Annotated in this window: 13 protein-coding genes; 3 read left to right on the top strand and 10 right to left on the bottom strand. The window is 61.5% G+C overall.

Going from position 1 to position 12207, the window contains the following annotated elements:
- Positions 1-48 precede the first annotated feature (48 nt).
- Positions 49-447, top strand: a complete 399-nt coding sequence (locus FFI94_RS28820) for a cupredoxin domain-containing protein (protein ID WP_138870840.1) — start codon at positions 49-51, stop codon at positions 445-447.
- A gap of 141 nt (positions 448-588) precedes the next feature.
- Positions 589-2361 carry a CocE/NonD family hydrolase gene (locus FFI94_RS28815; protein WP_397495519.1) on the top strand — a complete coding sequence of 591 codons (1773 nt, stop codon included), beginning with the start codon at positions 589-591 and terminating at the stop codon, positions 2359-2361.
- A 12-nt stretch (positions 2362-2373) separates the two neighbouring features.
- Here FFI94_RS28815 and FFI94_RS28810 read toward each other — a convergent pair whose 3' ends face one another.
- From FFI94_RS28810 to FFI94_RS28795, 4 genes are all read right to left on the bottom strand, one after another.
- The gene (locus tag FFI94_RS28810; protein ID WP_138870838.1) at positions 2374-3567 is read right to left on the bottom strand and encodes a globin domain-containing protein; all 1194 of its coding nucleotides are present in this window, start codon (positions 3565-3567) and stop codon (positions 2374-2376) included.
- Positions 3568-3598: 31 nt separating this feature from the next.
- Entirely contained in the window at positions 3599-4048 is a 450-nt protein-coding gene (locus FFI94_RS28805) for an Rrf2 family transcriptional regulator (protein WP_138870837.1), read from the bottom strand.
- Between the two features lie 165 nt (positions 4049-4213).
- Positions 4214-5044 (bottom strand): MurR/RpiR family transcriptional regulator, encoded by an 831-nt coding sequence (locus FFI94_RS28800; protein WP_138870836.1) that lies wholly within the window; start codon positions 5042-5044, stop codon positions 4214-4216.
- Positions 5045-5081: 37 nt separating this feature from the next.
- On the bottom strand, positions 5082-5387 hold the full coding sequence (locus FFI94_RS28795) for a putative quinol monooxygenase (RefSeq protein WP_138870835.1): 306 nt from the start codon (positions 5385-5387) through the stop codon (positions 5082-5084).
- 252 nt (positions 5388-5639) lie between these two features.
- Here FFI94_RS28795 and FFI94_RS28790 point away from each other — a divergent pair, with 252 nt between their 5' ends.
- A complete protein-coding gene (locus FFI94_RS28790) occupies positions 5640-7172 on the top strand; it encodes an amidohydrolase family protein (RefSeq protein WP_138870834.1) in 1533 nt (510 codons plus the stop codon).
- A 37-nt stretch (positions 7173-7209) separates the two neighbouring features.
- Here the strand turns inward: FFI94_RS28790 and galK are convergent, their stop codons facing one another.
- Genes galK through FFI94_RS28760 form a run of 6 tightly spaced genes read right to left on the bottom strand, consistent with a single transcriptional unit; the run spans position 7210 to position 12119 of the window.
- A complete protein-coding gene (galK, locus tag FFI94_RS28785) occupies positions 7210-8340 on the bottom strand; it encodes a galactokinase (protein ID WP_138870833.1) in 1131 nt (376 codons plus the stop codon).
- The gene (galT, locus tag FFI94_RS28780; RefSeq protein ID WP_138873474.1) at positions 8340-9440 is read right to left on the bottom strand and encodes a galactose-1-phosphate uridylyltransferase; all 1101 of its coding nucleotides are present in this window, start codon (positions 9438-9440) and stop codon (positions 8340-8342) included. The genes galK and galT overlap by 1 nt, the downstream gene beginning before the upstream one ends.
- A complete protein-coding gene (locus tag FFI94_RS28775) occupies positions 9437-10063 on the bottom strand; it encodes an SMI1/KNR4 family protein (protein ID WP_138870832.1) in 627 nt (208 codons plus the stop codon). The genes galT and FFI94_RS28775 overlap by 4 nt, the downstream gene beginning before the upstream one ends.
- A gap of 21 nt (positions 10064-10084) precedes the next feature.
- On the bottom strand, positions 10085-10669 hold the full coding sequence (locus FFI94_RS28770; protein WP_138870831.1) for a TetR/AcrR family transcriptional regulator: 585 nt from the start codon (positions 10667-10669) through the stop codon (positions 10085-10087).
- A complete protein-coding gene (locus tag FFI94_RS28765) occupies positions 10666-11715 on the bottom strand; it encodes a saccharopine dehydrogenase family protein (RefSeq protein ID WP_138870830.1) in 1050 nt (349 codons plus the stop codon). The genes FFI94_RS28770 and FFI94_RS28765 overlap by 4 nt, the downstream gene beginning before the upstream one ends.
- A 50-nt stretch (positions 11716-11765) precedes the next feature.
- A complete protein-coding gene (locus tag FFI94_RS28760) occupies positions 11766-12119 on the bottom strand; it encodes a VOC family protein (protein ID WP_138870829.1) in 354 nt (117 codons plus the stop codon).
- Positions 12120-12207 lie beyond the last annotated feature (88 nt).

Here is a 12207-nt window from a genome sequence, read left to right as displayed (position 1 = left end):
TCATCGCATTGGGGGATGACGGGGGGATTCGACCAGGAGGCGGTACCCATGAGAAGGATCGTCGCCGCAATCGCGGCGTTGTTCCTGTTGACATTCGTTCTCACAGCGTGTTCTGACTACAGCACGTCCGCGGCAGGCGACGAGGCTGTCCCGTTCGATACTTCGTTGGCAGTGGTCCCGGTGATGGAGAATGCGAGCCTGGAGCCACAGATCATCATCAACGGCTTCGAATACACGACTCCGGATTCCGTATCGCCCGGCCAGGTTGTCGCGATCCGCAACAACGGCAGCGCACAGCATTCGGTGACTTCGGACATGGCCGGCATGTTCAACCGCACAGTCCCGCCAGGAGAAGTCGGATCATTCACCGCGCCGGCTCAGGCAGGTAATTACACCTTTCACTGCATGTACCACCCCAGCATGCACGGAACGTTGAAAGTGAAGTGAGATCAGGAGACTTGGTGCCCTCCTCATTTCGAGCGAAAGGTATCTTGGTCGCCTTAGATGCGCCGAAAGGTACTTTCGCTCAGTGGGGGAGTTCCATTTTGCCGTAAATAACCGGCCCGGAAACAGTTCCGGGTGTACGGTATGCGGGTGCGCCGGAGACTGGTAATCAGTATCGTCACGCTAGTGGTTTGCGCCTTCGGCTTCGCGCCGCCCGCGCTCGCAGACAGTACGTATTCGTCACAGCTGCTGTACTTTTCGGTTCACGTCGGCCCCGATCAGGCAACGCAGTGCACGGTAGCCGGCGAACTGACAATCCCCGACGGCGTCAGTGCCGGCAATCGAGCGCCGGCGATCCTGACCACCAATGGGTTTGGCGGATCGTACAAAGATCAGATTCCGATGGTGCAGTTTCTCGCCGAGAATGGTTACGTGGGTCTGACGTATTCGGGATTGGGATTTGGCGGAACCACCTGCAAGATCACCCTCGACGCTCCCGCCTACGACGGTATCGCCGCGTCGCAGTTGGTCAGCTTCCTCGGTGGCGGCGAGGGAATTGCTTTCACCGATCCTGATCTGACGCAACCTTTTCCGGCTCTGGATGTTGTGACACAGGACTTCGTGGACCACAATGGCGCAGCGTCGATCAACGATCCTCGCGTGGGTATGTCGGGCGGTTCGTATGGCGGGGGTATTCAATTTGCCGCTGCCAGTGTCGATCCGCGCATCGACACGATCATTCCCATGATCACGTGGAACGATCTGTCGTATTCGTTGGCGCCCAACAGCACCGGCATAGTATCCGGCGTATCGACGGTAGAACCCGGTGCGGCCAAGGTACTGTTCGCGTCGTTGCTGTTCGGTGCGGGAGTCACGAATCCCGGCGTCGACGGGTATGTCGCCGACCCCGCGCGGTTGGAGGGGTGCCCGAACTATGTGTCGTACATGTGCAATGCCATTGCGCAGGCGGTGGTTACCGGTGACGTGGGTCCGAAGATAGTCGCGGATCTGCGGGCGTCGTCGGTGGTGTCCTACGTCGATCAGATCAAGATTCCGGTGTTGCTCGCCCAGGGTCAACAGGACACTCTGTTCGATCTGAACGAGGCGACGGCTACCTATGAAGCACTGAAAAGCCGTGGTGTGGATGTGAAGATGATCTGGCACTCGTGGGGTCACAGTCACTTGGCTGCTGCGCCGGGCGAATTCAGCTTCGGCGCTCCTGACGCAGAAACTCAGTACGAAACAGGCCGATTCCTCGACTGGTTCGATCATTATCTTCGGGACGAGAATACCGACACCGGGCCGGAATTTGCGTACTTCCGTAATTGGGTCGACTACGACGGCAATGCAGCGCCGGCCTATGCGACGTCGAATACCGTGGACGTCGGTAGCAACCGGGCCTTCCATCTCTCCGCGGATGGCTCGCTGCTGCCAGACGGTGTGCCGCCGGTACCCGGAGCCAACACCGTAGTCACCGCTCCGGCTGGGCTTCCGACTGGCATCGAACCGCTCAATATCGCTCCGGCAGGCAATATTCCGAACGTGCAGATCCCCGGAACCGAGGCCCTGTGGACCTCGGCTCCGATGACCGACACGATGGATGTTGTCGGTTCACCGACCGTGACGCTGCGGGTCGCAGCGCCCGGCCAACCGGTTGTGTTTGCCAAGGTGTACGACGTGGCACCTGACGGAAGTTCGACGTTGATCAACGGACTGATCGCGCCGATCAGGATCAGCGATCCGTCGCAACCGGTGCCGGTGACGATGCCTGCGATTGTTCATCGCTTCGAGCCCGGTCATGCTGTGCGACTGGCGATTACCGGCGGAGACATCAGCTTCCGCGGCGGTTTGGCCGGGATGCCGGTGACGATCTTTGCCGACACCTCAGGTCCGCTGCTGCTTCCGGTGGTCGACTGACTGGTCGTCCCTTCAGATATTCGCCCAGCTGTCCGGCCCGAAGACCTCGTAGTGGATGTTTTGCGCCGGAACATCGCGCGCTATCAACGATTCGCGCATCGACAGCATGAACGGCATCGGGCCGCAAAGGAATGCCTGTGTGTTCGGTTCGAGTTCGATCTCACGCAGATCGGCACGTCCCTCGTGAACAGCGCCGAATGGTGCGAGCGAGCCGAGGTCTTCGTACCACCGGTGCAATGTTGCGGCCGGGATCTTGCCGACTAGCGTGCTGAGTTCAGCTCGGTGAGCATGATCGGCGATGGATCGATCTGCGTGGATGACCGACACGGAGCGTTGAGCGCCGGTATCCACGAGATGATTGAGCATGCCGATCATCGGTGTGCATCCGATTCCGGCCGACGCGAGCAGGAGCGGTGAATCGTCGTCCGGCATCATCAGATCGCCAAACGGTGTCGTTACCGACAGCTCGGATCCTTCGAATGCGTTGTTGTAGAGGAAGTTCGACACTTCGCCGTCGGGCGTGCCCGAAATTCTCTTCACGCTGATTCGCCAGTCGGCACTGCTCGGCACGGAACAGAGGCTGTATTGACGAATCTGCCGAGCGCCGTCGGGAAGGACTACGCCGACTGAAAGATACTGTCCGGGAGCGAATGTGGGGAGAACACTGCCGTCGAGAGAAGTGAGGGTGAGTGACACGGTATCGGCGGACTGCAATACCCGTTCGGTGATTCGAACCGTGCGCCAGACGTCTCCGGCTGCGACTCCGGCGAGTTGGTATAGCCCGCGTTCCATGGTGATCAACGTTTCGGCCATCAGCCAGTAGACCTCGTCCCAGGCCTGCGCGACCTCGGGAGTGACTGCATCGCCGAGTATTTCGACGATCGCGGCGAAGAGGTGTTCGTGGACGATCGCGTACTGGTCTGGGGTAATCCCCAGCGACGCATGCTTGTGGGCGATACGCGAAAGGATGAGATCGACTTTGGCGCTGTCGGGTTCGAGCTGCAATGTCGCGAAGGCCGCAATCGCACCCGCGAGTGCCTTCTGCTGTTCACCCTGCTTCTGATTGCCGCGATTGAACAGATCACGTTCGAGCTCGGGATGGGCGTCGAACATCTTGCGGTAGAACAGGGTTGTGATATCGCCGATGGCGGCGCCGACCACGGGAAGGGTGGCGCGAATGACCTCGGTTGACACTCTGGAAAGCATAAGATGCTCCGTTCGGTCGAAATTCGGTTGTTCAGCCTGCTTCGTCGCTCCGAGTGGTGAGGCGAAGCAGAACAGTTTTGGACGGTTGGCGCGTCACGTCTTCGATCGTGACTCCGTCGAGTGAGGCAAAAAATGCTTCTTGCGCGTCGTGAAGTGCACTCCGCAGGAGGCATCCGCCGCGCAGAGGGCACGGCTTGTCGCCTTCGCAGTCGACTACCTCTCCGGGTCCTTCGAGGCGTCTGGCAAGCCAGCCGATAGTGGCGGTGCGACCCAGTTCGGTGATGGAGAGCCCACCGCCGCGCCCGCGTTTGGTGTTGACTATGCCCAGCTCACCGAGTCGCGTGACCACTTTGGTGGCGTGGGCATACGACACGTTGAGCTGCTCCGCAATTACCCGGGTGCTGGGGGAGGCGTCGGCGTCGAGTACGGCCAGCCGCATGACGACGCGCAATCCCAGGTCGGTGAACTGCGTCAGTTGCATGACCTGAATCTACATAATTCGTATCTGAGATGACTATTTATGTGAGGGGGATCTCGAGGAGCGAACGTACCTCTCGCCGCATCTAAGGCGATGAGAGGTACGTTCGCTCAGGGGCGGGTGGCCGCCACCGCCCGGATGTATTGAGGAAAACCTGACAATCGCGAATCAGTCTTGGTTGTCCATGAGATCGAGTTCGTTCCATACCTTTTGGACCACACCGGCAGCGCGATCGCTGTCGGGGTCGCGGAGCTCGCCGAGTACAGCCTGAACCGCAGCCACCATTGCGGTGACCGAGACAGAACCGTCGATGCCCTCGATGGGAGAGACGATCAAGTGTGCGGCGTCGTCGGCGAGGCGAGATGAGCGCAGGTCGGTGAGGACGCATACGGTAGCGCCGCGTTCGCGGCCCATCCGAGTCAGTCCGCGCAAGGTCCGGGTCAGTCGCCAGACATTGATGACGACCAGACAGTCGGTCTCACCGAGGCTGTTGACTTGGATTGCCTGGGTCGTCGGGTGACCGGACGAGACCTGGATGTCGAGTCCGTAGACGGCACCGAGCGTGCCGAGGACCTGGGCGGGTGCGGCGCCTACTCCGGAAGTGACAACGAGGGTTCTGCGGGAGCGTTTTATGGCCACCGCAGTGGCCCGGATGGCCGCGAGGTTTGCATCGGTGGCCAGGGCAGCGATGTTGGCGCTGTCTTGGCGGAACAACTGGGTGGCCTCGGTTGGCTCGGTGGTGGAGCCGTTTCTCGTTCCGACGGCGCCGAGATAGATCGCTCGTAACTCCTCGCGCAGTTCCTGCCATCCCGCGAAGCCGAGTTGTTGTGCGGTGCGTACGACGGTGGAGACGTTTACTTCGGCGCGCTCGGCGACCTCGCGGGCAGAAGCGTACGAGGCAAATTGGGGCGCTCGAACGAGGACGTTGACGACTTTCTTCCCACCGAGGCTGAGCGTATCGCGCCCGTCCCTGTCGGCCAGCCATTCTTCGATTGCCACGTCGTCTCTTCCCGTTGGAGTGGCCAACCGAGTTGAGTCAGGATTCCCGGTCGGTGTGGTGCACGACGTGGAACCGGTGTGAGCGTGCGCTGTCTCCGGAGTCGAAGAACGACGCCATGCTGCGACCGAATTCCAGGCGTACCGGCGAATTCTGCCACACCGTGTATGCCTCGTCGTCCGGCCACAGTGCAGTGACTACCAAAGTGGTCGGGTTGTCCTCGGCGACCATGACTTGCGTCGACAGAGCGCCCGAGGCTTCGAGGACACCTCCTTCTCGGTAGAAGGTGATCAAGTCTTCGATTCGGCCGTCGGCAGGTTGCAAGGTCAGCACTGAAAGGATCATGCATCAATTGTTGCATATAACTATGAATGCATCTAGTGTTTGAATCACTTCCTTCGGTGGTTCGCCTTGATGCCAGCGCGATGCAACTGGCTTGACTTGTTTGCGCACAACGTAAGTCGGTGTTTCAACGTGCAGGGAGTCGGCCCGGATGCCTGAGGTGGGGCGCGCCGGTTGCAACAAACATCACCACAGGCGGAGTCGCGCAAGGTCCGTCGGACATTCTCATCCCGCATACCTCAAGAGGGGCAACGCATGTCGAACAAAACCTCCCCGATCATCCTCGCCGGAACCGACGGCAGCCTCGGTCGCGGGCCGTACAAGCGATTGGTGCTCAAGAACGTCACTGTCATCGACGGAACCGGAGCACCGGCTTACGGACCCGCCGATGTGGTAATCGAGAAGGACCAGATCCGCTCGATCAATTCCGCCGGGCGAAATACAGACCTGACCCAATACGGTCGCGTTACCGACACCGATGCCGAGGTTCTCGACCTCAGCGGTCACTACGTGCTGCCTGGTCTGATCGACTCGCACGCCCACATCGGCTTCTCGCATCAGGGCCCAAGCGCCGACTACATCTATCAGCTCTGGCTAGGACACGGAATCACTACGGTCCGTGAGCCCGGCGCGATCGTCAACGGCGTCCCGTTCACCCTCAACGAGGCGGCCCGCAGCAACGCCAACGAGATCACCGCACCTCGTATCTTCACCTACTCCGCCTTCGGAGCCGGACGCGGCGAACCATTTCATACACCCAAGGACGCGGAGGAGTGGGTCTCGGCACAAGCTGACGCCGGCGCGGCGGGAATCAAGTTCTTCGGCGCTCCACCGGAAATATTCAAGGCCGCAGTCGAGGAGGCCACCCGGCTCGGGCTGGCCACCGCCTGCCATCATGCGGTGAGTGACGTCGCCCGAGTCAACGCTCTCACGACCGCCCGTTGGGGGCTCACCAGTATCGAACACGGCTACGGGCTACCGGAATCGATGTTCGCAGACCGTCGCGTTCAGCGCTTCCCTGCTTCCTACAACTACAACAACGAGCATGATCGGTTCGAGCAGCTCGGACGGCTCTGGCGCGAAGCCGCCGAACCGGGGAGCCGCGTTTGGGACGAGACCATCGACGAGCTTGTCGCCCTCGGCACAGCGATGGACCCCACGCTGGTCGTCTACGTCGCCTCCCGTGACGCTGCACGGGCCCGCGGTCGCGAGTATCACCGTGACTACACCGCTCCGCAGGCTTGGCAATTCTTTCAGCCGCACCCTGACACGCATGGCTCCTACTTCACCGACTGGGGGACCGAGCAAGAGGTCGAATGGAAGGAGAACTACCGGTTGTGGATGACATTCGTCCGAGACTTCTATCACCGCGGTGGCCTGCTCACCGCCGGCTCTGACGCAGGGTTCATCTACAACTTGTACGGCTTCGGCCTCATCGAGGAGCTGGAGCTACTGCGTGAGGCTGGACTGACTGCCCTCGAGGTGATCCAGTGTGCTACCTCCAACGCCGCAACCCTTCTGGGGCGCAAGGATCTTGGTGTCGTCGAGCCAGGGAAACGAGCGGATCTACTTGTCACTGCCGAGAACCCGCTTGCAAACCTCAAGACCCTCTACGGTCACGGTCATTTGCGGCGCCAACCCGACGGGAGTATGGCTCGCGTCGGTGGAGTCCGCTACACGATCAAGGACGGCATCGTCTTCGACGCAGCAAGTTTGCGTGCCAACGTCCGCGACATGGTGACCACTGAACGCGAGCGTCTGGGGGTCTCGGAACCTTACACGCGCTGACGTGCGGGACGGCCGTTCGGAACGTGGAGGTTTTCACTCAGATGAGCGTGGCCGCACCGCCCGGAGCCACGTTGAGGAAATGCGGCGGCAGCCAGGTTCGCGCTGCAAAAGCCCCACGGATGGACTCGGTGACATCGGCGGACTTCCCGGCTGGAATCAGTGCGATAGCTGATCCGCCGAATCCGCCGCCGGTCATGCGGGCACCCACAGCGCCGCCGAGTCGGGCGGCGGTGACTGCGAGGTCAAGTTCTTCGCAGGAGACCTCGAAATCGTCTCGCAGTGAGGCATGTGAGAGGTTGAACAACTCGCCGATTCTGTCGATTCTACTGGTGCGCAATAGTTTTGCAGCCAGTGCCGTTCGATTGATTTCGGTGACCACATGCCGTGTCCGCGCCCGAAGTATCGGATCGCTCAGCGATTCCGCCTGCTCCGCGGTGGCCTCTCGTAGGCTGGTGATTCCGAGAGTAGTTGCTGCGTCGACGCATTGGGTGCGGCGCAGTCCGTACTGTCCGTCCGCGAGAGAATGCTTCACACGCGTGTCGATGACCATGAGTTCGAACCCGGCATCGCGGAGGGCGAAGGGAATGTGTTCGATCGTTCCGTCGCGGCAATCGAGCAACAGGGCCGTCGACGGCTCGGCGAAGAGCGCTATGGTTTGATCCATACCACCGGTCGGTGCGCCGACGCCGTCGTTCTCGGCGCGGATGCATACTGCCGCCAGGTGATTCCTGGTGAAGATCGAACCGTGAAGATCATTGACCGCCAGCGCAACTGAACAGGTCAGCGCAGCTGAACTCGACAGGCCTGCTCCTACCGGGACCGACGAGTCGATTACCAGATCGAGGCCACCGACGGTCATGCCCTCGCGGGCGAGTGACCACAGGACTGCCGTGGGATAGGCGGCCCAGTCCTCGCCGATCTCTCCGACGGTTCCCACGTATGTGGCGTCGGACTGACGGCTGTGTATGCGGACGGCCTGATCGTCGCGTATGGCAACCGCTACGAGCGTCCGTTGCTCGAGTGCGACGGGCAGGCACAGCCCGCTGTTGTAGTCGGTGTGTTCGCCGATCAGGTTGACGCGGCCAGGGGCAGACCACACGCCGGTCGCCTGATATCCGTACCTGTCGCGGAACTGTTGGAGTACGGAATCTTTCGACACCGGACTCATCACGCCAGCTCACGAAGGCGCGTTGCCACTGCTTCCGGCACCGTGTCGCTGATCCAGGCGCCCATCGCCGATTCGGAGCCGGCGAGGTACTTGAGTTTGCCGGGCGCGCGCAGGATCGAGAACAACTGTAGATGCAACCGGCCGAGATGCCGATCGATTCGAATCGGAGCCTGGTGCCACGCCGCAATGTACGGCACGTGGTCGACTCCCGGATAGAAGCCGTCGATACGCCGAAGCAGGTCTTGATAGACATGCGCAAGTTCTTCGCGCTCTTCGGTGTTCAGTGACGGAAGGTCAGGGATGTCGCGGTGCGGTGCCAGATGAATCTCGATGGGCCACCGTGCGGCGGTGGGGACGTAGGCACTCCAATGCTCTCCGGAGTAGACCACTCGGGCCCCGTCCTGTCGTTCGAAGGCGAGGACATCCGCGAGGAGCGAGCGTCCGGTGCTCTGAAAGTGCTTGTCCGCCTGACGGAGCATCACCTGGGTGCGCGGTGTGACGTAGGGGTAGGCGTAGATCTGGCCGTGGGGATGCGAGAGAGTCACGCCGATCTCTTCTCCGCGGTTCTCGAAGCAGAATACCTGTTCCACGGATGGGTCCGCTGACAACTCCTCCGTCCGCGAGATCCACGCGCCGACGATCGTGCGCAAGCGTTCGGGAGGCAGTTCGCCCACCGACGTCGTGTGATTACTCGAGAAGCACATCACCTCACAGTGGCCGGCTGCAGCGCGATCATCAGGACCGAAACGGTTGGCGGGCAATAATTCGCCTCGTTCGGGTGCAAAACTGGGAAACCGATTTTCGAACACCACGACGTCGTAGTTCGTCTCGGGTATCTCCGTGGGCGCGCCGGGTCGGGTGGTCGGGCAGAGCGGGCACTGCGCGGCGGTGGGCAGGTGTGTTCGCGTCATACGATGCGACGCCATCGTGATCCACTCGCCGGTCAGCACGTCGCAGCGCATCTGCGATTCAATTGTGGCGGAAGGGAGTTCGCGTAGGTCGTGGGCGGTCCGCGGGCGGGTGGTGCCCGCGTCGTCGAAGTAGAAGATACGTCGACCGTCGGCGAGCGTACGACGCGTCGGACCGGCCCCTGGCGTCATGCGTCGACTTCCCATTCCAGAACGCCCTTGCTCACAACGGGTTTCCACACTCCGATGGTGTCGCCCGTTTCGAGCGCGGTGGCGTGGGCAGCCAACATGACCGAGATGGACGCCCAGATCGGTCCGCCGTTGTCGGTACCGTCGGACGCGTATTCGGTGACGCAATGGTGCAGGGCGCCGCCGCGGGTGTCCACGAAATAGTGGTATTCGTCCAGTCCGGCAAAGGGAATGAACGTCGGAATGAACATGTTTGCAGAAGTACCCGCGTCGTCGCGATCGCGTCGATCCATCTCGTCTGCAGGGTAGAGGTCGGGATTCTCGTAGATCGCGTCGTCCCAGGTTTCGAGGAGGGTGAGACGAACCTCCGTCGCGACGTCGATGGGGTACAAGAACTTGTCGGGAAGCACGCTTCCGAGAAAGAGTCCGGTTCTGTCGTCGTGAGTCAGGCTGCCGTTCTGGACTCGATAGAGGTCACGAAGATCCTGGGGCCACGAGACACCCGTCGACGCTTCGAACTCGTCGATGATGCTGTCGCTGAGCCCAGGATGAAACGCGGCAGCCGTCACCGGTGCGTGTGTGCGGCACCAGGTGGTGATTCGGCCCCATTCGTTTGCAACGCTCATGGGCTTTACGATACGTCCGCGTCAGGACCCGTGAATCAGGTACTGCAGCGTGTTCACCAGTGTTCGGTCCGAATCCTCGGACTTGCGGCCCGCGATTCCCGAACGGAGAACTGCAGAACCTTCGAGCAGGCTCACAATCGTCTGAGCCGTTGCTGTGCGGCCCGCGGCATCAAGATCCGGTTGTGTGCACGCGACAACCCGCTCCACGTGCGCGATGTACTGCGCGTAGAAGTCTCGGACTACGGCCGCAACTTCCTCGTCTGCGGCGGACAACGCCCACACCTCGACATACAGCCGAACAGTGGCAGGGTCGTCCTGCTCGCCGAGCAGGATTCTGACGAACTGCTCGGATTCCGCACGGGAGATTGTCTGCGGTGCATCGGTCATGGCGGCCAGGCGGTCGAGCGAACGGGTCAACGCACGAGCCATGACTGCTCGGATCAGGTCGGCGCGAGTGGGGTAGTAGTGCTGCAGGTGCCCCACCCGCACGCCGGCCGCAGCGGCAAAATCGCGCATGGCCGAATTTGCGTTGCCCTGCGTCGTAAGTACCTGTTCTGCGGCGTCGAGCAGTGCTGCCGCGCGGACGGCGCCCTTCGTCGGGGTCATGAGCGTAATAATGCCACGCCGAAATTCTCCAACTCGGAGACGGTACGGCCAGGGTTCGGAACCGACTCGGGGAAAGCAACTCCCGGACGCGCGTCGTCGCTCAGGACGTGCCGCACAGCGAGAGCGCCACCCACCGCGGTGAGATGCGCCTGGCCTTGCGGATCGACAATTGTTGCGCTTGCAACACCGTTGGACCCGGTGACATCGACGCGTACCTGAGCGCTACCGCCGGTGCCGGGTGAGTACAGCAAACCCCGTCGTAGTGGTGTGAAGCGCTCTCCGCGTCCCCACCGAAACAGGCCGACCTTCTTGGCTGCAAGCAGCGCGGTCGTGGAAGCATTCGAGCTGAAACCGATTCGAGTGCTTGCAGTGTCGACGTTCAGGGTCATCGGAAAGGTGAATTGCTCCGGAGTGTCGATCCTTCCGACCTTGGTGCGCGATCCGGGGAAATCCACCCAGCGGGTATCCGTCAATGGGCTGACCGTGACCGGGTTTCCGTTCTGCATAACCTCGAAGTCCTGACCGAGACGGTCCATGAACTCTACGGAGTCGAGTCCCGCAGCGTCGTTGACGTCGTAGCGAATCGAGACGTCGATCGTGTCGGCGCCGCCGATTTCTTCGGCCAGCGCGGCGGCAACGATGTTGGTGACACCGCCCATCCAGCCGGACGACAGGTAAACCGGTGCGGTAGGCGATATCTGGCTTGCCAGAGTGGCTGCGCGGGCGACCCGCGCGGTCCAGCGGGTGATGTCCACGTAGGGGATTCCGGCTTTGACTGCGGCAGTCAACACGCGATCGTGTGGATCGTTGACCGTGGACACGACGGCACGCGCCGAGGCGTCGAAAGGCGCCGGATCCGTGAGGTCCCAGCGGCGGACGGAAACTCCGGACAGACGGGCAAGGTCGGCGCCCTTCTCGGGGGTGCGCCCAGTCAGGAGTAGCGAAAACTCGGGTGCAAGTAAGGCGGTCAGCGCGCTGCCGACGGTTCCGTATCCGCCGGCTACGAGGATGGCACCGTCGGGGTCGTGGCGCAGTGAATCGGTCATGCCGTCAATTCTAGGTCAAATGACCTAAAACGTCGAATGGCTTCCCGACGTCAGTTCCGATGAGCCACGATGTTGACAACGTTGCCGTCCGGCGCCCGGACCAGGAACCGGCGCACACCCCACACCTCGGTTGTCAGGGGGTGCACGATCTCGTATCCGAGTTTCCGGGCTTCGTCGTACGCGCCGTCGACGTCATCGGTGTGAACGGAGATGACCGAGTCTTCGGGTGAGGTTGCATCGCGCGTGACAAGTTGTACATGCGCATCGGAGTCGGGAGACGCGAAGCGCGCCACCCACTCCAGGTTGAACTCCTCGGTGCTCAGGCCGAGAAAGTCGGCGTAGAAACTCTTTGCCGTCGCTACGTCGGAAACTTTGAGGTTGGTCGTGATTCGTTGTGCGCGCATGGAGTTCTCCCGATCGTCGACGATGAGTTACTTCGATGATTGCGTGTGGGCTCGGATGTGTCGAGACACTGTGGTGATTGACCGCACG

Source organism: Rhodococcus sp. KBS0724 (assembly GCF_005938745.2).
Lineage (GTDB): Bacteria > Actinomycetota > Actinomycetes > Mycobacteriales > Mycobacteriaceae > Rhodococcus_F.
This window is presented reverse-complemented; position numbering and strand designations above follow the sequence as displayed.